This window comes from Variovorax sp. LjRoot290 (genome assembly GCF_964253985.1).
Classification (GTDB): Bacteria; Pseudomonadota; Gammaproteobacteria; order Burkholderiales; family Burkholderiaceae_C; genus Variovorax.
Genome location: NZ_CAXURW020000002.1, coordinates 741,452 through 762,553, shown reverse-complemented (window position 1 = coordinate 762,553; position 21,102 = coordinate 741,452). Strand labels below are relative to the sequence as shown.

At 62.0% G+C, this 21,102-nt stretch carries 17 protein-coding genes and 1 pseudogene; 8 read left to right on the top strand and 10 right to left on the bottom strand.

What is annotated here, in order from left to right:
* Window positions 1-1,062 precede the first annotated feature (1,062 nt).
* The 7 genes from ACSQ9A_RS32615 to ACSQ9A_RS32585 all read right to left on the bottom strand — a co-directional run bounded on the left by ACSQ9A_RS32615 (window position 1,063) and on the right by ACSQ9A_RS32585 (window position 7,847).
* Window positions 1,063-1,998, bottom strand: a complete 936-nt coding sequence (locus ACSQ9A_RS32615) for a transporter substrate-binding domain-containing protein (protein ID WP_436306958.1) — start codon at window positions 1,996-1,998, stop codon at window positions 1,063-1,065.
* A 37-nt stretch (window positions 1,999-2,035) separates the two neighbouring features.
* A complete protein-coding gene (locus ACSQ9A_RS32610) occupies window positions 2,036-3,025 on the bottom strand; it encodes a molybdopterin-dependent oxidoreductase (RefSeq protein ID WP_436306957.1) in 990 nt (329 codons plus the stop codon).
* Between the two features lie 767 nt (window positions 3,026-3,792).
* Entirely contained in the window at window positions 3,793-4,545 is a 753-nt protein-coding gene (locus ACSQ9A_RS32605) for an amino acid ABC transporter ATP-binding protein (RefSeq protein WP_436306956.1), read from the bottom strand.
* A gap of 7 nt (window positions 4,546-4,552) precedes the next feature.
* Window positions 4,553-5,287 (bottom strand): amino acid ABC transporter permease, encoded by a 735-nt coding sequence (locus ACSQ9A_RS32600; protein ID WP_436306955.1) that lies wholly within the window; start codon window positions 5,285-5,287, stop codon window positions 4,553-4,555.
* Between the two features lie 8 nt (window positions 5,288-5,295).
* Entirely contained in the window at window positions 5,296-6,105 is an 810-nt protein-coding gene (locus ACSQ9A_RS32595) for an ABC transporter substrate-binding protein (RefSeq protein WP_436306954.1), read from the bottom strand.
* 4 nt (window positions 6,106-6,109) lie between these two features.
* A complete protein-coding gene (locus ACSQ9A_RS32590) occupies window positions 6,110-6,826 on the bottom strand; it encodes a cyclase family protein (protein ID WP_436306953.1) in 717 nt (238 codons plus the stop codon).
* A 121-nt stretch (window positions 6,827-6,947) separates the two neighbouring features.
* Window positions 6,948-7,847, bottom strand: a complete 900-nt coding sequence (locus ACSQ9A_RS32585) for a LysR family transcriptional regulator (protein WP_436306952.1) — start codon at window positions 7,845-7,847, stop codon at window positions 6,948-6,950.
* 106 nt (window positions 7,848-7,953) lie between these two features.
* Between ACSQ9A_RS32585 and ACSQ9A_RS32580 the strand changes: the two genes are divergently transcribed.
* Both ACSQ9A_RS32580 and ACSQ9A_RS32575 read left to right on the top strand, forming a co-directional pair.
* Window positions 7,954-9,273 carry an amidase gene (locus tag ACSQ9A_RS32580; RefSeq protein ID WP_436306951.1) on the top strand — a complete coding sequence of 440 codons (1,320 nt, stop codon included), beginning with the start codon at window positions 7,954-7,956 and terminating at the stop codon, window positions 9,271-9,273.
* A complete protein-coding gene (locus ACSQ9A_RS32575; protein ID WP_436306950.1) occupies window positions 9,274-10,512 on the top strand; it encodes a RidA family protein in 1,239 nt (412 codons plus the stop codon).
* Window positions 10,513-10,592: 80 nt separating this feature from the next.
* On the opposite strand, the gene ACSQ9A_RS32570 is transcribed toward ACSQ9A_RS32575, so the two are convergent.
* On the bottom strand, window positions 10,593-11,870 hold the full coding sequence (locus ACSQ9A_RS32570; protein WP_436306949.1) for a hypothetical protein: 1,278 nt from the start codon (window positions 11,868-11,870) through the stop codon (window positions 10,593-10,595).
* A gap of 1,252 nt (window positions 11,871-13,122) precedes the next feature.
* On the opposite strand from ACSQ9A_RS32570, the gene ACSQ9A_RS32565 reads away from it, so the two are divergent.
* From ACSQ9A_RS32565 to ACSQ9A_RS32540, 6 genes are read left to right on the top strand one after another with little or no spacing between them, the layout of a single operon-like run.
* Window positions 13,123-14,316: an ABC transporter substrate-binding protein gene (locus ACSQ9A_RS32565; protein WP_436306948.1), complete on the top strand. Its 1,194-nt coding sequence runs from the start codon at window positions 13,123-13,125 to the stop codon at window positions 14,314-14,316.
* A 24-nt stretch (window positions 14,317-14,340) separates the two neighbouring features.
* The gene (locus ACSQ9A_RS32560) at window positions 14,341-15,222 is read left to right on the top strand and encodes a branched-chain amino acid ABC transporter permease (protein ID WP_436297611.1); all 882 of its coding nucleotides are present in this window, start codon (window positions 14,341-14,343) and stop codon (window positions 15,220-15,222) included.
* Window positions 15,223-15,244: 22 nt separating this feature from the next.
* The gene (locus ACSQ9A_RS32555; protein ID WP_436306947.1) at window positions 15,245-16,249 is read left to right on the top strand and encodes a branched-chain amino acid ABC transporter permease; all 1,005 of its coding nucleotides are present in this window, start codon (window positions 15,245-15,247) and stop codon (window positions 16,247-16,249) included.
* Window positions 16,246-17,016, top strand: coding sequence for an ABC transporter ATP-binding protein (locus ACSQ9A_RS32550; RefSeq protein ID WP_436306946.1), 771 nt, complete (start codon window positions 16,246-16,248; stop codon window positions 17,014-17,016). The genes ACSQ9A_RS32555 and ACSQ9A_RS32550 overlap by 4 nt, the downstream gene beginning before the upstream one ends.
* 30 nt (window positions 17,017-17,046) lie before the next feature.
* Window positions 17,047-17,748, top strand: coding sequence for an ABC transporter ATP-binding protein (locus ACSQ9A_RS32545; protein WP_436306945.1), 702 nt, complete (start codon window positions 17,047-17,049; stop codon window positions 17,746-17,748).
* Between the two features lie 23 nt (window positions 17,749-17,771).
* Window positions 17,772-18,860: a phenylacetaldoxime dehydratase family protein gene (locus ACSQ9A_RS32540; protein WP_436306944.1), complete on the top strand. Its 1,089-nt coding sequence runs from the start codon at window positions 17,772-17,774 to the stop codon at window positions 18,858-18,860.
* A gap of 177 nt (window positions 18,861-19,037) precedes the next feature.
* On the opposite strand, the gene ACSQ9A_RS32535 is transcribed toward ACSQ9A_RS32540, so the two are convergent.
* Both ACSQ9A_RS32535 and ACSQ9A_RS32530 read right to left on the bottom strand, forming a co-directional pair.
* On the bottom strand, window positions 19,038-19,979 hold the full coding sequence (locus ACSQ9A_RS32535; RefSeq protein ID WP_436306943.1) for a LysR family transcriptional regulator: 942 nt from the start codon (window positions 19,977-19,979) through the stop codon (window positions 19,038-19,040).
* Window positions 19,980-20,261: 282 nt separating this feature from the next.
* A pseudogene (locus ACSQ9A_RS32530) lies at window positions 20,262-21,093 on the bottom strand (ABC transporter ATP-binding protein).
* Between the last annotated feature and the right edge of the window lie 9 nt (window positions 21,094-21,102).

The following is a 21,102-nucleotide window of genomic DNA, read 5'->3' as shown; positions in this document are numbered from 1 at the left end:
GGCGCAGTCCACCGGCACCGCAAAGCAGGGCGCTGGCAAGAGCGGCGAGCAGGGCAGAATGTGGCGGACCGCCGGAATCGGCCGAGACCCTTTGTGTCGCCGTCGCCTGTGTCGGCTTCAAGCCCCAAAGCGGGCGTGACAGTCTCGACCTCTCGACCTGATCCCTTTTTGTCGAGAACCAAAGTCGCGCTTTTCGCTTTGACAAGTCCGCAGAAGATCTGGCGGCCGCGCACGTTCTTTCGTGCGAATCAGCTCATCTCGGCAAGCGCTTCCCGGATACCCTGCTCTCGCAACGGAGAGTCGGGCGCCATCCTGGTTCAGCGCCGCACCTGGAGGCACTGGTGTTGCGCAGTCCTTGTAGATCGTCCCTTCCTTCATTGCGCTTTGAACCTTGGCCGGATTCGTGAGCAAAGCCAGATTCATAAAGGGATCACGTCCACCAGAACGATGTCTGCCAGTGAGCCCGCCTTCAATTGGCCGAGTTCGTCAGGTCTTTGCATGATCTGGTCACCGAGTTGAGTTGCAGCTAGCAAAGCCAACGTGGACGTCATCGATGGAGTCGACAAAGTGCTGCAGGTCGTTGGCGTTGGTGCCGTGCGGCATCCACGCAAAGCCAAGGTCGCTGCGCGGGAGGATGCGGACCCCGCGCTTGTGCATTTCGCGCAGCGAAGCCCACGCAACTTCCTTGCTTGTAGCCCATCCGCGTGGCTGCGGCCTCGGTGATGCCGAATTCGGCGGCATTTTAGGTAGTGCGGATCAACCAACCGATGCCCGGGTGCGACGTAATGCCTGTCCCTTGCAGCTTTGAGTATGTCCAAGGCCTCGGCACGGCAAAACTGGCGTGGTAGACCATTTCGATGTCGTGGCGCACGCCTGCGTCACCGATTCGCTGGACAGGGCGTGCGCAGCCATGCGCTTGCCATAGCGCTTGGCCTCCTGCGCCAGCATCGCCACCTCGTCATCGGGGAACCGGGACATCTCGGCGGGCAGGCCGGCGATCTACTCGCCGGAAAGGTGACTTCTCAATCTTAGCGCTTCACTGCATATGCGCAGACGCCGGAGTCACCGACCCGGCGCTGGCGGCACGCACGAAGGCGGGCTGCACACATACGATTCCAGCGGCTTGTCGTTGGGATCGGCCCATGCGGCCCGTGTCGCAGCACTGGCAGGGACGTTCAGCTTGATGTTCTTCGGTGGAATGGGCTGCACGAACCAGCGGTCATACATCTTGGCCAGTTCTCCTGTCTTGATCAGTTCGCGAATGGAGTCATCGACCACCTTCTTGAATGCTGGATCGTCCTTGCGTAGCATGATCGCGATTGGCTCGATGCTGATCGGCTCGCCGACGATCCGGTAGTCGGCCGGACTTCTTGAGGTGGCAATGTTGCCGGCCAGCACTTGGCTGTCCATCACGAAGGCGTCCGCACGGCCTGACTCCAGCAGCAGGAAGCTGTCCGCCATATCTTTGCCGGACAACACGTCCTTGAACTTGAGTTCCGCTGTGCGGTTGTGCTTGCGCAGTAGTTGAACGGACGTCGTGCCTGTCGTGGTGACGATCACCTTGCCCGCCAGTTGCGTGAGCGAGTCAATGCCGGAGTCGGCCTTGACTGCAACGCGCACTTCTTCGACGTAGGTGGTGAGCGCAAAGGCGACGTCCTTCTGGCGGGCGAGATTGTTGGTGGTCGAGCCGCACTCAATGTCTACTGTGCCGTTCAGCACGAGCGGGATGCGATTCTGCGAGGTCACTGGCTGATAACGAACCTCGACCTTCGTGCCTAGCGTGCGCTCCAGGTTCGAGATGACGCGCTGGCAAACGTCCACATGAAAGCCTGCGTACTTGCCGTCGCCAATCATGTACGAAAGGGCGCCCGACGACTCGCGCACGCCCATGGTGATGGTGCCTGAAGATTTGACTTTGGCGACTGTGTTGTCTGTCTGTGCGAACACGCAGGCCGTTGTCATCGCGGCGAGTGCGACGGCCAATAGTTGTTTCTTCATTCTTAAATCCTAGGGGATGGAACGCGGTGAATGTCGACTACTCGACGGTGACGGAGATCGAGAAAACTGCATTGCGCACACCATGTTCGGGCTGACCGAGGCCGGTACTGTCAAACGCACGGCAACGCAGCTGGTAGGTACCCGAAGATGGCGGCGACCACTCGAACTCGAATCGCTGCCATGCATGGTCATTGCGCGCGTCAAGTTGTGCGTCTGCCCACCTTGTGCCTTCGTCGGTGCTGACCTCGACGCGCGTGATTGCATCAGCGCCCCATGCCCAACCGACGATCTTCTGACTGCCGGAGGTTAGTCGTGCGTGCTCAGATGGCTGAACCATCACCGCGTGAGGTGCCACCCTCCAGACGGGAGAAAGCTGCTCAATGCCGTCTTTGACGACGCGGTCGTTGTACATGACTGTCGTGAAATAACCCGGAGATCTCGTGTCGCTTAACGCGAGTCGTACCAGCCATTTGGTTGAGTTCGTTCCGTAGAAGCCAGGCACGACCAGGCGCACCGGTCCACCATGTTTGTCACTGAGTGGCTCTGAGTTCATGTGCGTGGCGAGCATCGCCTCGCCGCCATGCAGCTCCGAAACTGGCATGTCTTTGACATAGGCGGGAATATCGATGCCGTGGTAGTCGCCTCCATCTGCGCCGTAGGACCAGACGAAACGCGCGGCAGGCGATACGCACGCCTGCTTCAGCACTTCGGACAAACGCACACCGCGCCAGACAACGTTCGCCACACGGCGCACCGGCACCGTAGGGTGCAACGGGTGCCCCGCGCACTCATGAACTGCACAGACCTCGGTCTGCGGCATGGCTTCGAGATCGGCAAGCGAGAGCGACAACTCATACTGGACCAGCCCGCCGACGGCAAGTCGCCAGGTCGCCCTGTCGATCTCCGGCATAGCCATGTGGCGTAAGAAGAAGACGTGCTCTAGCGGCGTGACAAAGTCGGTCAACCGGGCAAGGGCAGGTTGCTGTAGGTTCGGCAGGTCGACGCCGGTGGACCAGTAGGCGCTCATGACAACATCGCACTGGCAATCGCGGCGTAGTCGCGTGACGGCTGCGGAAGGGTTGTGTCTGGAGGCTGACGACGCTGGAGCATCTGCAAAGTCTATGTTCTCTAGGTTGTGAACAACAATAGAACGTCGGCACATCTCTATCCCGTATTGATATAGGTCGGCTGGCGCGATGCCCGCTCATCCCGATAGCCCAGCTACCAGGCATGTCGACAGCGTGCTTCGTCGAGCCAGTCCTCTGTCAGGGCGGCAGGACCGGGCATGTAGATTTCCAGCGGCAGCGATATCCATTGGAAGAACTCTGGCAGGTTGGGGGCTGGCGTTCAGCTGGTGGTGTCGAGCGATGAGGTCCCTCGAGCATCATGTCCCGACGCTGAACCAGCGCAGGCGCTCGCGAAGAAAATGGGGCGCAAAAGCTCTGCTCATCTAAGATGATCGGCAGGGCGAACCGCTCGATCACACCGCCGGAGCAGCCCGGTGATGTGCCCTGCCTTGCCGGCTTCGGGTACAGGTTCTCCGGCCAGCAGAAGCTACCGCTAACAGCAGCTCGGCGAACATCGTCTGATTCAAGCCGCCGCAATGAATGAGGCGGACGACCTCGGTTGCCAACGCCTCCAGCGCGAGCAGTGGGGCGCTGTCGTGGCAGAGCCCGCTGGAGTGTTCCTTTTTTCGGTAGCTGGAAGATGGCAGCCCGATAGTCGAAGGTCAAACGACCTAAGGCGCCCATCGGGCGTTCCCTGAACGCGTGCTCCTGAGGACCGCGGACCTCGTCAATGAACGATCTGCTGCAGAAAGCGTTGGGCTCGCGGCGTGATATTGCCCGAAAAGAAAGCGTCCACCGCGGTGTTCTCGACGATCTCTCCGGCGTCCATGAAGATGATCTGATCTGCGACTCGTTTTGCGAATCCCATCTCGTGCGTGACAACGACGCTCGTCATGCCGCCTTCGCTGAGGTCCGCCATGACATCGAGCACTTCCTTGATCATCTCTGGATCAAGCGCGGATGTCGGCTCGTCGTACAGCATGAGGCGGGGTTTCATGGCCAGCGCACGAGCAATGGCCACGCGCTGTTGCTGGCCGCCGGACAAATCGTCGGGGTACGCATGCGCCTTGTCAGGAATGCGGACCTTCTCCAGCAGCTCGAACGCTTCGCGGCGTGTCCGGCTTGCATCCGCGCGAAGGATGCGCACCGGCGCGAGCATGATGTTTTCCAGTACGCTCAGGTGTGGGAACAACTCGAAGTTCTGGAACACCATGCCCATCTGTCTGCGGGTCAGGTACGCCTTTGAGCGATCACGGCCGACCTCCTGGCCGTTGAAGATGATTGAGCCTTCATTGATGGTTTCCAGCAGGTTGATGCAACGCAGGAGCGTGGATTTTCCGGAGCCGGAGGGGCCGACGATCACGACCGTCTTGCCAGGGGCGACTGTCAAGGAGCAGTTCCGCACCGCATGGTGTTCACCATAGTATTTCTGGATGCCCGTCATGCAGAGTAGATCGTCGCGACTGAGGGATGAAGACATGATGCTCTTACCGGATGGGGGTGCGGGTCGCGGTGATACCGAGCAGGCGTTGCGTCAGCGAAGAGGAGGCTGCGGTGCGTCGCGCACGAGGATTGACGGCACGTTCGGTCAGGGCCTGTATGCCCATAAAGACGGTTGTCATCGCGAGGTAATAGATGCCTGCGGCGGTCAGCGCCTCGAAGTACTTGAAGTTGGCGCTTGCGGTTTGATTGGCAATCAACAGCAGCTCTTCGACAGCAATCACCGACACTAATGCACTGAGCTTCAGCATGCCGATCATCTGATTGCCCAGCGGCGGCAGGATCACCTTCAGGGCCTGCGGAATCACGACATGACGCATCACTTCCCAATCCCGCATGCCGAGCGAAAGTCCCGCAGTGCGCTGGCCATTCTTCACTGCGAGAAGGCCGGAGCGCACCACCTCGGCCATATAGGCACCCTCATTGAGCGAGAGTGCTAGCACAGCGCTGGCAAAGCCGGTCAGCGTGACGCCTAAGGTCGGCAGCACGTTGAAGATAAAAATGATCTGGAACAGCACCGGTGTACCGCGAAACAGCCATAAGTAAGCGATGGTGCTGCCGCGGAAGAGTCGAAGGCGTGAGTCCTGCGCCAGCGCCAGCATCATCCCGATGGCCAAACCGCAGATGAGCGACGCCACGGTGAGTAACAGTGTCACCCCGGCGCCCTTGGCGAATGGAATCGAGAAGACATACTGGAGGACAAGCTCAGGCGACAGCGTCATCGCGTTGCCTATTCGAAGATAGACATCGTTGCGGGGAAGCCCCACTTCACCACAAGGCGCTTGTAGGTGCCGTCTCGCACTACGGCTTTGAGTGCATCCTCCACCGCCTGCCGCATGGCCTGATCACCCTTGCGCACGGCGTACCCAAGGCGCGTGTTCGCTTCGAAGGTGCTGCCGACGCGAACGTACACGTCGGGCAGTTCGCTCATGGCCTTGATCGCACCGGGGGTCGAGTCGAACAGTGCGTCTGCCCGGCCTTGCCGCACCGTCAAGAGCGAGTCCTGCGCCGTGGGAAAGGTCATGACGATGACGCCGTCCTTGCCCGCGGCCCTGCAGCGAGCGTCATCGCCGCGCGCATACGTCTCCTGGATGCCGCCGAGCGTGACTGCCACCCGCTTGCCGCACAACGAGTCGTCGCGGCCGGTGATCTTCTTCACGTTCTCTTTCGCAACGACGACCTCGGTGCCTATGCGCAGGTAGGGAATGAAATCCACCTCTTTGGCGCGCGCCTCGTTCATGTACATCGCGGCGTTGATGAAGTCCACGCGGCCGCCTTGCAGTGCGGGAATGACGCCCTTGAACTCGATGCTCAGGGGTTGGACGGCAAGACCCATGCGCTTCGCGATCTCGGCGCCCATGTCGATGTCAAAGCCGGTGAGCGCCCCGTCTTTCATGAACGCGAAGGGCGCGAAAGTGCCGGCCACCGCATAAGTCAGCCGGCCCGGCGTGACGAGCTGCGCCGGCGGTTTGATCTCCTGCGCGTGGACACTTCCGAGAGATCCGGCCCACAGACAAAGCAATACAAATAACTTGGACATGCGACTATTCCTTGTATCGAGGATCGGACGCGAGCTCCATCGGCGGATGCAGCTGCGCGAAAGCCCGGACCGGGAAGGCGGCCGCATCGCGCGCCTTCAGCGGAATGGAGAAGAAGTCAAACGACCTGCCGTGCAGGCTTTCGAGGCGGGTCAGGTTCTCCACGATAAGGATCTCTTTTTTGAGGAACCAAGTGTGCGCCGGGCGCTCCGGATCCTTGGTCGAGTCGGCGTTCGAGCAGTCCACCCCGAACAATGCGATGTTTGCGTCGCAAAGTCGTGTCAGCACCTCGCGTGAGACGAACGGGTGCGCGCGGTATGTTTCGCTCCCCCAATGACGGTCCCAGCCGAAGTTGAACAGCACCGCCTTGCCCGCGATATCGCTGGGAATCCGAAGGTCGCCCAGGCCTAGCTCCTGTTCCGGTCCTGCATGGCGGGCGTCGATGACGACGCCGTCGAGGATCAATCGGTCGAGTGCGATGGAGGCGATGTCGGCGGCGCCCTCGAAGCGATGGCGCGGCGCGTCCATCTTGGTTCCCACTGAGGTCTGGAACGCAACGTCGGTAATCTCGAAGGACGCCTTTCCTTCGTAGTGCGCGCACGACTGCGAATGGGTCATGAAAGGCTGCATTCGGGCGGTCAGCTCCATCGGCTCGCCAGCGTCGTTCTTGAAGCGAACGCCGGGCATTCGGTCGTGAAACACGTGCGAAAGATCAACAACCATGCGTCGGGCTCCTATTTCGGCGAAAGTGTAGGAGTGGAAACGAATGCGCACAAATGATCTATCGCGGGGTGTCTATGTAAATTTGGTATGAGCCAAATCAAGCCGCTCCGCCTCGTGCGCCTCAGCTCTTCAGGGTCTTGAAATAGGCCTCCAGGCGCGCCACGAATTCCGTCGTGAGCTTCGACGGCGCTACGTTGGGTGCATACGCCATGTGCGTCTGGACCACGATTCCCGGCGTGAAGGGGACGGCACGCACCAGGTCCGCGAAGACCGATGCCGCATAGGTGCTCACAAGGCCGATGCCCACGCCTTCGGCCGCGAGCCTGCAGATCGTGGCTGAATAATTGGTCTCGACGATCGACGGGGGTACGACCCCGTGCTTTGTCATGGCCTGCTGGAGCATCTGGTGTTGCGCGTCGTCCGCATGGTGGGCTAGCAAAGGGTAGTGCTGCAGATCGCGCACGTGCACGGTGGGCTTGCCTGCCAGCGGATGCTTCCTGTGCATGACGCACACCGACCGGTCCTGGTGCATCAGCACGGGATCCAGGCCGATCGTGCTGATGTCGCTGGTCGACAGCGCAATGTCGTACATGCCGCTGAGCAGGCCGTCGCGCATGAGGTGCGTGCCGATGGTGTGCAGCGTGATGTGCGTGCCGGGGTAGTCGAGCTTGAAGCCGTGCACCACGGAAGGCAGTACGGCGAGGCCCAGAACTGGCGTGCATGCGATACGCAGCAGTCCGACGCCCGTGTGCTTCAACGACGCGATTGTTTGCTCTACCTTTTCGAGACCGAGAAAGTGCCGCTGCACTGCGTCGAACAGCTCCTTCGCTTCTGGCGTCGGCAACAGCCGGCCGCGCTGGATCTCGAACAGCCGGATGCCACTGGCCGACTGCAGTTGGGCCAGCGTGCGGCTGATCGCCGGCTGTGTGGTGTGCAAGATCTGCGCGGCGGCCGTGGTGGTGCCGCTGAGCATGACGGCGCGAAACGCTTCGATCTGGCGGGAATTCAAGGGGCGGCCCATGGCAACTCCGGTGGGATGGGTAATGGCCGAATGTATGTGAAAGCTGAATAGAGGTGTGGCAATAAATCATTTGTGGATATATGTCTGAATTTCTAGACTTGTCCGCATGCCCAACGCCTCAGCCGCCGACGCTTTTGCCTCCACTGCCACGGACTGCGTGCGCGGCATCACGTCCGGCCGATGGACTTCCGAGCAGATGGTGCGTGCCAGCCTTGAAAGAGCGATAGCGCGAGAAGAGGACCTCCATGCATGGGCCTGCCTCGGTGTGGAGGAAGCAATGAAGGAAGCGCGCCAGCGTGATCGCCAGACGCGCCGCGGGCTGTTGCATGGTCTTCCGATCGGCATCAAGGATCTGTCGGACACACAGGCACTGCCAACGGCGTATGGGTCGCCCGCCTATGCGGGTCATCGTCCGTTCATGGACGCCGCGTGCGTGGCCCTGGCGCGTGCGGCGGGCGCAGTGATATTGGGCAAGACGGCCACCGTGGAGTTCGGTGCGACGCGCCCCTGTGCGACGACGAATCCGCACAACAAGCTGCACACACCCGGAGGGTCTTCAGCCGGTTCGGCTGCCGCTGTTGCTGACGGCCAGATTCTGCTGGCCACAGGCACGCAGACCGGCGGGTCGATCATTCGTCCGGCCGCATTCTGTGGCGCGGTCGGCTTCAAGCCGACATTTGGTGCCCTCTCTCCCGCGGGCACCAAAGGCTATTCGTGGTCGCTCGACACCGTCGGCGCCTTCGCGACCTGCGTGTCTGATGTCGCACTGTTCTTCGACGTGCTGCGAGGACGTGACGAATCGACACCGCTGTCATCTGCGGGGCCCGCGCCCCGCATCGGCTTTTTCCCCGGTCCGTTCGCGGACCGGGCCGACCCCGCTGCGATGGCGGTGCTGGACCAGGTGGCCGCTCGATGCAGCCGCGCTGGGGCCATGGTCCGCAGCCCCGGATGGCCGGGTGGATTCGAGCTGTCCCTCGACTGGCATCGCACTGTTTCCCGCTACGAAATGGGCCGATCGCTGCTGCCCGAGCAATGCAGCGCCCAAGGCGGCGAACTCGGCCCGACGCTGCTGTCGGAGATCGAGCGCGGTCGGCATGTTGACGACGAAAGCTACGTCCGTGCTAAGGCCGCCAGCCTCGACTTGGCCGTCACGATCGAGGCCTTGATGGCCGATCACGATGTGCTGCTGACGCTCGCCACTCCAGGTGAGGCGCCAGCCGGACTCGCATCGACCGGCGACGCGACTTTCAATCTGAGTTGGTCGTTGCTCGGGCTACCTTGTCTTTCGCTTCCCGTAGCCCGGGGGCCACTGGGACTGCCCCTGTCCGTCCAACTCGTGGGTGCGCGGCATGGCGACCGGCAGCTGCTTGAAGCCGCGCACTGGATCGAACGAATTGCCTCTCTCCCTCAACTCAAGGAATCCTGAATGAACTTCCCTCAAGGCCGCAACTTTGCGCACACCCGCAGCCACGAATCTCCGGCCCCCATCTGGCAAACCGAAGCCGTGCGGGCCGGCGCTTTCGTTTTCACCTCGGCCGTGCTGGCCACCGACTGGGTTCATGCGATCGCACCCGAAGCCGTCATCGATGCGCAGTTTCCGTATTTCGATTCGGCGGCCGAACTCCAGACCGACTACATCTTGCGCACGCTCTCGAAAACGTTAGAGCAAGCCGGCAGCTCGCTGGACCGTGTGATCAAGGCCCATGTGTTCCTGCTCGACAGCACGGACTTTCCCGGTTTCGATCGCGTGTGGAAGCGCTATTTTCCCAATCCGCCGACACGCACCACCGTCGGCGCCGCTGGGCTGCTGATTCCCGGCGCGCGACTGGAGATCGCGCTGATCGCCGTCGCATCTGATGCCGACATTCCGATGCGGCCCGCAGTCTCCGATGCGCCCCGTCCGCTGACCAAGAAAGTCGAAGCGATGCGAGCGGGCGACTTTGTGTTCACCTCGGGTCAACTGGCACACAATGCCGTGGCCGGTGTGCCGCCCGAGGCCGCCGGACCGGATGGGCAGGTCGACCTCGCCAAACAGACCATCTATACCCTGCAGAACATGGCGCGCTCGCTGGCCGCCGCCGGCGCCAAGCCCACGGAAGTCGTCAAGGGGCAGGCGCTCTTGCTCGACACCAGCAACGAACACGACTTCCTTCGCGCCTGGCGCGAGACCTTCCCGCGCAAACCAGCGCTCGCGGTGACGGGGATCGGCTCACTGCTTGTGACAGGGACGATCATTGAGATCGACCTCACCGCGTATACCGGCGATGCACTGCGACTGCCGCCGGAGATTGGCTCGCGAGGCCCCGAGGCCATCGGCTGCGGCGAGTTGGTGTTCTCCGCCGGCATCTTCCCGGGTTTCGACACCGGCGAGATGCCACCGGAGTGCGTGGTGCATGCCGCATACCCGCACTATGCATCGTCCATCCAGCTGCAGACCGAATGGGTGCTGGCCCGTCTGGACGCCGCGCTGCGCAAGGTCGGCAGCGACCTCGCACACGTTGCCAAGGCGCAGGTCTTCCTGACGGACCTCAACGACTTTGCCATCTTCGATGACGTGTGGCGCGCGCACTTCCAAACGGCGCCGGCGCGCTCGGTAGTCAAGGCATCGCCACTGCCCGTGCCGGGTGCAAGAATTGCAGTCGAAGTGATTGCCTTGGCGGCGTAAGAAACGAGACCTCCGGCTCGCCGTCGCGCGCCGGAGGTCTTGTCTCAGCAGGACGGTGGAAACACCGTCTCGTGCTTGATTCAGCGTGGCAGTCCGGGGTCGAGGATGTAGATCCGGCGTTCGCCATCGTGTATCGAGTCGATGCACACCTGACGGCCGTCCCGGCTCCAGCGCGGATGCAAATCGCAGCGATTCTCCTTGCTCAGATCGGGGTTGGTGTAGAAGCGCCCAATATCGACCCGCTGGCCGGTCTGCATATCGTAGACAAATAGATCGCGCTGGTGGGTGCGGGCGTCTGGGTATGTGTCGCTCAGCAGCCATCGCGTGCTCACCGGCGAGAAGCTCATGTGGCCATTCTCGGTCAGCACGTCCTTGCCGATCACCTGCACGTCGCCGTCTGTCGCGTCGGTGTATAGGTGGTAGTGAATTTCGCCCAGGTGCGGACCCCACACGACGATGTGCGTGTTGTCTTGCCAAAGCGGATGCGAGATCTGGTACTCCGATTTTTCATAGTCGAAGGTGCCGACGGCGCTCGGGTCGAAATCGTCTGCCAGTTGGGGCAGCGGATGGTCCGAACACTCGAGCAGCCGCAGGTCGGAGCCGTCCGGATTCATGGTGATGAGCCGGTGCAGGAAGCAGGTTTCATCGGCCACGCGTTCGGTCCATCGATGCAAAAAAAGGATGCGGCTTGACGCTGGATTGATCTCGATGTGGCTTACCCAGTGCAGTGCTTTCTCCATTGACTGGCGTGCGTGAAAGTCGCGAAGGGCCTGATAGCTCAAAACGAGTTCGGCGGTGCCGGTGGCCAAGTCCATGCGGTAGATGCCGTCGTCAGCCGGATGTTTCGCCAGATCGCCCTCGGGAGGGGTGGCTTGATTTGCGCCATAGCCGATGGTCTGGTGAGTCACCCAAAGGCGCCGATAGTTGACGCACAGGGCCCACTTGCTGTTGGGCGCCGTGACGTACACAGGCATGGGTAGGCTTCGTTTTTCACCGGTCAGGATGTCGCAGATTTCGCTGCCGAAACCGGGGTAGCGAGTCCTTATCGCGGCGGTGCGCACGTTGTAGATGATCTTTTGCCCCGGAGCGTTGTCGAGCCACTGGAGCTGCGCGCCCATCTGCCAGTTCCAAGCGCCTGTTTCGGTGACGCGCACGAAACGGTCCCCGTCTTGCGTGTCGAAGTAGCCAACGCCGGCCACCAGATCGGGCGTGAGCTCGCGATCGGCCCAGGGCACTTGAAGCGCGAGCACCAGTCGGTTCTCGCGGTCCCAGTTGGACTTGTTGTAGTACCCGAAGAAGTAGTGCTGGTCGTCGCTGCCGACACGCCGGCAGGAAGGCGGGTTGAAGATGGTGGTCATGCGCGAAGGGAAGTGGGGATGTGCTGTCGCTGCGAGTCTAGGAGCCGACGCCCCGTAGCGCCAATGGCGTTTCATGGCAGAGCTATACAGCGGCGGTATAGGCCGATAGGCAGGCTCCGCCCCTGTAATCGGGCCAACCTTCCAAAGTTCACGAACTTCCCTCAGCCCGCCTGACAAGAACCGCGGCGGAACCCTCACCGCGGCTGCAGCGGTCCCATTTCGAAGAATGCAGGCTGTGCTGCGTGGTGGAGGAAACGGCTTTTTCGGACCTGCCGACAACAACGTGCTGCTTAAGAGCACCTGGCTTGCCGGCGCGCCTGCCACGAATGTTGTATCGCGCAACCTCGCTGCACTTGCCTCCAATGCAACAAGCCAGTGATCGGCACTGGTTGCAGGGCCACGGGGCGTCGCCTTGCGCTTACCAGTCCCCACCGTTGCGGGGAGGGGGCTTCAGATGCTGCACACCATCGAAGAGCTTGAGCAGGCCGGACGTTCCATGGTGCAGGGCTCCCTGTCTGAGGTCACCCGGCGATGCGGCGATCCGTCGTGCGCCTTAGTGCTACGGCGCCCATCATCGGGACCTATCTTCTAGGCACGAAAGGTAGCTGGCATTCGACCGCGATCATGGCCGGAGTGTCGGCGATCGCCGCGGTGGCTGGCATGATGCTGCCTGCGACGAACATGCAGGTGGTCGGTCGACCGCAGCTTGGCTGACGTCGAATTCTTGAACGTCACGTTCAGATACCCCCGCTGAGGAACTTGCCTCCAGAGCGCCGCAAGTGCTGCGGCGAGGGCGCGCCTATCAATCCCCCGGGCACGAGACGAGCAATTGACAAGGACTCCGCCGCATCTTCGATCTGCCGGCCACCCTCGGGTCCGAGTAGGTAGTCCGCCTCGCTGCCCTTGGGGAGCGCTTGCGAATGATCGATCTGACGTCTTGCCGGGGCGCGAAACAACCGGAGGTGAGCGGGTGGCGGGACTCGCCCGTGAGTGTGTCGAGGTCCTGATTGACCTCGATGAAGTCGTCGGGCGTCATCAGATCGGGCCCGGACCGAAGCGCAAGGTCCAAGTAGGCGCACTCGCGCTCTGAGCTGGCGCTGTATCGCTTGGCCGTTTGCTGCAAGTGTCATTGCGCAGATTCACATTGCGTGCAGCCTGTGCGGGCCAACATACTGCGACGCCGCGCTCGATTGCTGATGCGGAGAGGATGGGCCTCTCCATTGTGGCATTCGGCGAAGACGCTGGAGAAGACATGCTCGCGAAATCTGTGAGGTTTCTGTTTTTGGTAGCAGGCGTGCTGTTCGCTGCTACAGCGCAAGTCTCGGCCCAACCCATCAAGATCGGCGTCCCAATGATCCTTTCCGGGGCGGGCGCCCAGTTTGGCGCCCCGATTCTGGATGGCGCGCGCCTGTATGCAGATCAGGTGAACGCCAATGGCGGCGTGCTTGGCCGCAAGATTGAACTGGTGCCGCGCGACACGAAGTCCCGCCCGGAAGAAGCCGTGCGGGTGGCCCGTGAGCTGATCCTGCGCGACAAGGTGGATTTTCTCGTCGGCACCTTCACTTCGGCCGAGGGAACGGCGATCTCGCAGGTCGCAAAAGAGAACGAGATCGTCACGATCGTTCCGGGGCCCAAGACCGACCGCCTGACCGCGCCAGATCAACTGCATCCCTACATCTTCCGCACTTCCGGAAACACGACCACCGAGGGCCGGGTGGCGGCGGAGATCGTCGCCTCGATGAAGGTCAAGCGAATCGCGACAATCGCGCCGGACTTTGCCTATGGCCGTGACGCGGTGACGGCCTTTGCCACGCATCTGCGCAAGCTGGTGCCCGATGTGCAAATCGTGGACCAACAATGGCCCAAGCTCAATGAGTCCGACTACACGGCCTTCGTCACCGCACAGCTTGCGGCGAAGCCGGAGGCAGTGTTCTCGGTAATCTGTTGCGGCAACTTCGACGCTTTCGTCAAGCAGGCCAGCGCGCTTGGCTACTTCAAGCAGCTCGGGCCGCGTCTGGTAGCCGTCGGTGAGGCGGGCTCCGTGGAGATGTTGAAAGCGCTGCGCGACGAATATCCGCTGGGGATCTGGGGTAACACCTACGACGCCGACAACTGGGAGTCATCGCCGGCGCACAAGGCATACCTCTCGCGCGTGCGCGAAGTCACCAAGCAGGCCGTTCCTTCTTCATGGGTCATCCAGGGCTATATCTCCATGCAGTTCTTGGTCGAGGCGATCAAGAAGGCCAACTCGATCGATGCCGTGAAGGTTTCAGCGGCGATGAAGGGATTGACCATCGCTTCGCCGCAAGGGCCGATCACGATGCGCGCCAAGGATCAGCAGGCCGATCGGGCGCATCTATGGGGCCAGGCGGCCAAGGTCGCCGGCTCGGAGACCCCGGTTCTCACCAACATCCACAGCATCGCCGTCGGCGGCCTGATGGACTAGTCAGTCGGATTCGGGAGCGCGGCCATGGACCTCTCTTTTGTTCCGGCACAGCTCGTCAGTGGACTGACGACGGCCATGACGCTGTTCGTCACGGCCTCAGGCCTGTCGCTCATCTTCGGTGTGATGGGGATTCTCAACTTCGCTCATGGCAGTCTGTTCATGCTGGGCGCTTTCCTGCTCGCCTCGCTGGCGCGGCTGCTTGGCGCGTCGGGCGTCGGCTTCGTGGCCGCGCTGTTCATCGCATCAGTCGCGGTGGGGGTGATCGGTGCAGCTCTAGAACGCTGGCTCATCTCACGTCTGTACGGCAAGGAGGAGCTGTTTCAGCTGCTCTTCACCTATTCGCTGGTCCTGGTGCTGGCCGACTGCGTCCGGATGGTGTGGGGAGTCAACCAGCAATCCGTGATGCGACCGGCGATGCTGTCCGGATCCTTCGAACTCGCTGGTGCGACGCTTTCCCACTACAACCTGCTGCTCATTGGCGTGGGATTCGCCATTGTGCTCGGTCTGTGGTTCCTGCTGCACCGCACCCGCATCGGGGAGCTGATCCGCGCTGCGTCGCAGGATCGAGAAATGCTGCTGATGCTCGGCAAGAACGTGCGCTGGATTCAGACCGGCGTCTTCGCGCTGGGGGCCTTCCTCGCCGGCTTGTCGGGTGCGCTGATGGCGCCGCTGGTGTCGGTGGTTCCAGGCATGGACTCCGAGATCATCATCGTACTGTTCATCATCGTGGTGATCGGCGGGCTTGGCTCACTGGCCGGCACGCTTGTGGGTTCGCTCGTCTACGGCGTCGTCTACTCATTCACCGTGTACTTCTTCCCTCAGCTTGCTCTGTTCGTTGTCGCAGCCCTCATGGTGATCACCCTCACCTTGCGCCCGCAGGGCCTGCTCGGTCGGCGGATTGGCTAGTGCTCCCGCAGATAGGTGCATCATGAAGAGTCATACTGAAGCCACGCTCGCGCTGATCCTGTTTCCTTTGGCGCTCGGCATCGGCATCTTCGGCTCCCGCCTCTGGTTGAACTTTGGTGCCGAGGTGGCGATCTGGGCATTGTTCGCCGTCAGTCTGAATCTCCTGGTCGGCTTTGGCGGCATGGTGTCGTTCGGCCATGCCGCCTACTTCGGCCTCGGCGCCTATGGCGCGGGGCTCGCCGCCATGCGCTGGGGCATCGGGCTCGTTCCGGCCACATTGATCGGCATGGGCTTGGCGGCACTCTTCGCGTTGCTGTTCGGCATGCTGTGCGTGCGGCGATCGAAGGTCTATTTTGCGATGTTGACACTCGCATTCAGTCAGCTGGTGTGGGCGGTGGCCTTCCGATGGAACGACCTCACTGGCGGTGATCAGGGGATCAATGGCTTGCCGATGCCGCAGTTCGAGAACCTGCTGGGGTGGACCAATCAGCGCTGGTTCTACTGGATCTGCCTCGTGCTGCTGTGCGCCGTCCTGTACTTGTTGTATCGCCTGGCGCGCTCTCCATTTGGCACCCTGCTCAATGCGGCGAAGCTCAACCCGGAGCGGGTGCAGTTCCTGGGTACCTCGGTGCCGAGGGTGCAGCTGGTGGCCTTCGTGATCGCCGGTGCGCTGGCGGGACTCGCTGGCGCGCTGTTCGCTTTCCATACCCGGGGACTGTTTCCCGACTATCTGTTCTGGACAAAGGGTGCCGAGGCGCTGAACATGGTCGTTCTGGGCGGCATGAATCAGTTGCTCGGACCTGTGCTCGGAGCCGCCGCGCTGCTGTTCATCAATCAGGAGGCTACCGCCGTCACCGAGTACTGGTCCGCAGTGACCGGTGTGATGCTTGGTGCGCTGATCCTCTTCGCGCCCGGCGGTCTTGCGGGCGGTCTGCAGCGATTGTTCGAGCTAACCAAGCGCAAGGGTGCACGCAAAGCCGGCCAATCCGTGACCGATCTTGAAGCCGATCTCCGGAGGCCTCAATGAGCGTGCTGATCGAGATCGAGGGCCTGAGCAAGACCTTCAGCGGATTCAAGGCACTGAGCGAGGTGGGTTTTGCCATCCCCGAAGGCAAGATCACGGCGGTCATTGGCCCGAACGGTGCTGGGAAGTCGACCTTGTTCAACCTCATCACGGGCAAGCTTGTGCCAAGCAGCGGGGCAATCCGACTTCGGGGCTGCGATATCACCACGCTGTCACCGGAGGCGCGGGTACGGAGCGGGTTCGGCAGGACTTTCCAGCGCACCAGTGTGTTCGGTGAAATGAGCGTGCGGGAGAACCTTCGGACCGCGCTGTTGTGCCAGGGCCGTCACGTCTGGTCGTTCTGGCGCGCGGCAACTGCTTTCTTCGAGTCGGACGTCCAGGCGCTCGCGTCGCGCTTCGAGCTCGGCGACGCGTTGGATCTGCAGGCCAAGACCATGTCGCACGGCGATCAGAAGCAGCTCGAGCTGGCCATGGCCGTCGCCCAGACGCCCAAGGTGCTGTTGCTGGACGAGCCTTTGGCAGGAATGTCGCCGGTGGAGACACGAACAGCCGTCGCAGCCATCGTCGACGAGGTTCGCCAGCGCGGCATCACGCTCCTGTTCACTGAGCATGACATCGATGTGGTGTTCGAGATTGCCGACGTGATCGTGGTACTGGACAAGGGGCGCTTGATCGCCAGTGGGCCAGCGGCGCAGATCCGTACCGATTCGAGGGTGCAGGCTGTCTATCTCGGCCAGAGCGATGCGCTCGAGGCGTCGGCACCGCAGTGACCAACAGGCCTTCTCCGAACTTATCCGACCATGGAACCAATCCTCGAAGTTCTTGCGCTGAAGGCCGGCTATGGCTCTAGCCAAATTCTCTTTGACATTGCATTCAATGTCTATGACGGTGAATGCGTCTGCCTGCTCGGCCGTAACGGGATGGGCAAGACGACCACGATGCGCAGCGTGCTCGGCCTGACACGCCGCCTCGGTGGCAGCGTGCGCTTCCGCGGTCGCGACCTTGGCCGAGCATCGGGCTTCGAGGTTGCCAGGCTGGGCATCAGCCTCGTCCCAGAGGACCGACGCATCTTTGCTGATCTGACCGTCGAGGAGAATCTGCGAGTTGCGGACGCGCGCGGAGAATGGACGCTGTCACGCGTATATGCGCTCTTTCCCGAGCTTCAGGAGTTCGCGACTCGCAAGGGTGGGCTGCTGTCGGGTGGACAGCAGCAGATGCTGACCATTGCACGTTCGCTAATGACATCCCCCCGCCTCCTGCTGCTCGACGAGCCGTCGGAAGGAATCGCCCCGATCGTCGTGCAGCGGCTGCGCGACCAGATCCGGGAACTCAAGCGGTCTGGGCTGACCCTGGTGCTGGCCGAGCAGAGCCTCGCATTCTGCCTGGCAGTGTCTGACCGGGTCGTGGTGCTTGAGAAAGGACACGTGCGCTACAGCGGAACAACCTCCGCATTCTCGAGCGATGCTGCATTGCAGAAGAGGCTGCTTGGCGTAGGGCACTGATTCACACTACCAAAGAAAACCATATGACAGCAAGGATCACCGAGAAAGCGCCGGCAGAAGCCTACGGTCCCTCAGATCGCCGAATTCCCTTGCGCAAGCGCGAGGGATTCGTCCCCCAAGTGCAGCGCTGGTCCTTCCAGCTGCCGCCCGACTGCATGCAGATGCGCGTGGGCTTCCTGGCGGTGCAAGGTATGGATGATGCAGCGCTCGAGCAAAGCGCCTTCTTTCGATGGGCACAGAGTGCGCTGTCGCATGCTGCCGGTCCGACGACCTTCGATCACGCTCGATTCACCGACGCGCAGGGATTGCGCAATCACGTGATCGCGGCCTACTGGGTTGACGAGCGTCGGTTCGAACGCTGGCGCTCCGACGACGTGCTGCAGTCGTGGTGGGCCTCGAATGAGCGTCTGCACGACAAGACGGGCGTGTGGCGCGAGATACTGCGCGTGCCGCGTGAACGCCAGGAGAGCATCTACTGGCGGGACTATCCGGCAGGGCTGATGTCGAGCGACGAGGTGGCGATCTATCCGACCCCTTACTGTGGCTACTACGGTGCGATGCGCGACCGCATTCCGCTGGCCGCGCGTGATCCCCTGGATGCGCCGGAAGACTCCGGGCTTGTTGAGCCGACCGGGCGTGCTGGATACGGCGAGCGCTGGCGTATCACCCCGCCTCACAATCTGGCCGTGATCCGCTCAGCCAATACGTGGGGACGCATGGACGAGGAGCAACTGGCCGACTACGAGAAGAATCTCAGGCAGCCGCTGGAGAACGGCATGGCCTACTTGCGCGAATCACCGTTGCCTACCGGCTGCGCCTCGTTGCGCATGCAGCGCAAGTTCGACGCGCAGGGGCGCCCACTGCCCGAGGAGCATGCGCTCGGGCATTTTCTTTCGCTACGCCACATGGAGGCTTGGGCGGAGAACCACGCGACGCATGCGGCAATCTTCAATGCCGCGATATCTCGCTACAAGCGCTACGGGACTGACAATCAGCTGCGTACCTGGCATGAGGTCTATGTGCTTCCGGCCGGCGATCAGCTCTTCGAGTACATCCATTGCGGCCCGAAAACCGGTCTGCTGCGATGGTTCGACGGCGAGCGTGTGGGCTGAGAAAGCCTGTTTCGCGGCGCCGGGGCTTCCGCCACGCGAGGGGGCTAGGCCGCACTGGCTAAGTCCATGCACGTGAGGGAAAGTCCGCGGGCAACGAACCGGGCGCGGTCCTGAGGATCCCGTTGCCGGTGCTCATTCTGCATGCCCGCAGACGAGGCCACGATGCGGGCGCGTCGGCTAGCCGCGCGGCTCCACGTCTGGGGGGCCGTTGAGCCATTCTTGCTTAGACTCGAAGAGCCGCTGCAGGTATTCAGTGACGGCTCGGATCCGGGACGAGTATTGGAGGTCATGGTGCACGCTCACCCAGAGCGTTCGCATCACCCTTGCCGTATCGGCGAGCACCGGCACCAGCGTGTCCTCTTTCACTACGGAGAACTTGGGAAGCAACACCAGGCCCAGCCCAGAGGCTGCGGCGGCCATCTGCGCCAGCATGCTGTTGGATTGGAAGCTCATGTTCGGTCTTGTGATCAGCTCATCGAGCCAGCGTACGGCGTCGAGCTGGATCAGGTCGTCCAGATATCCCACGAACTGATGTTTCGGAAGGTCGGACAGATCCGCGGGTTTTCCGTGGTTCTCGAGATAGCTCGGCGAGGCATACAGGTACAGCGCGAACGAGCCCGCTGTCTCGCATGCCAATCCTTGTCCGATCGGTTTGAAAAAGCTGACGAAGACGTCGGCTTCTCTGCGGCTGACATTGACGATGGATGGGGAAGTTACGAGTTCCACCCGCAGCTTGGCGTACTTGCGCAGCAGTGAGGCGAGGTGGCGAGCCACGAATGTGGTACCGATCCCCTCCATCATCGCGATGCGCACGCTGCCCGACGGCTCTCTGTCGGTTCCGCCGAGTTCCTCCTGCAGCGACAGGATCGCGCGCTCCATGTTCTCAGCCTGGAGGGCGAGAAGATGCGCCAGCTCGGTGGGCTTGAGTCCGGCGCGGCGACGTTCGAACAGGGGACCGCCCAAACACAGCTCCAACTGTGACAGCCGGCGGCTGACCGTGGAGTGATCGATGTGGAGCTGCCTGGCCGCCTGGGACAGGCTGCCGGTGCGGTTGATATGCAGGAACAGGCGCACATCGTCCCAATTGAGATTGGTGAGAGGTACCTTCTTGGTCGTCATGCGGCCTTCTTGTGCGTGGTCGTGTGCAATGTTGCTCCTCGTGGCTTAGATATCAGTTTGTATGGTGATGCGCAATACAGAAGAACACTGCGCTTGAACGACAACGATGGGAGCGGGAAAGCAATTTGCGTTCCGTCGCCGGCGGCGGTGTGCCATGCCCGTCGCTAGGCCGTGGCGTTTGACGCATGGGCTGGCGCCTGCGGGGCAAGCGGCCGTTTTCCGGCGAAGAGGGCTCTCGACCCGAAGTTGAAGGTTCGGGCTGGAGAACGGGGCCGGAAGAACTCAGCCGGTGGGCTGCTCGACGTGCGCCTGGCGTCTGTACAGGAAGTCCATCAGTGCGCGCCTGCACTCTGCATAGGTGGGGTCGGTTGCCAGGATGACGCGGTCGCGCGGGCGTTCGATCGGGACGTCCAGGATCTCCCCGATGCGTGCCGCCGGACCGTTGGTCATCATGACGATGCGGTCCGCAAGGAGCACCGCTTCGTCCACGTCATGCGTGACCATGACGACGGTGCTTTCGGTTTTCTCGACGATGCCGAGCAGTTCGTCTTGCAACTTGGCGCGCGTGAGCGCGTCGAGCGCGCCGAATGGCTCGTCCATCAGCAGGACCTGAGGTTCCATGGACAGCGCTCTGGCGATGCCGACGCGCTGCTTCATGCCGCCGGAGATTTCGCTAGGCTTCTTGTGCGCGGCATGAGCCAGGCCGACCATCGCAAGCGCCGCTTCGGTGCGGTGATCGACCGCGGAAGCGGACTCGGCACGAAACACGCTGCACACGGCCATGCGCACGTTGTCGAAGCAGCTAAGCCACGGCAAGAGAGAATGGTTCTGGAATACCATCGCCCGCCGAGGTCCCGGCCCACGGATGACCTCCCCATCGCACGAGACGGTTCCAGCGGTCGGGGATGCCAGGCCGGCGAGAAGATTGAGCAGCGTGGATTTGCCGCAACCGGAATGGCCGATCAGGGCAACGAACTCGCCTCTGCGGATCTCGAGGTTGATCTCGCTGCGCGGAAAATTCGCCTTTGGGCGTGCTGAAGGTCTGCCGCACATTGCAAACGCGCAGAAACCCGGGCGTGGTGGTCGAGACAGTTGAGAAAGTTGGCCGCAACATCGTCTGACC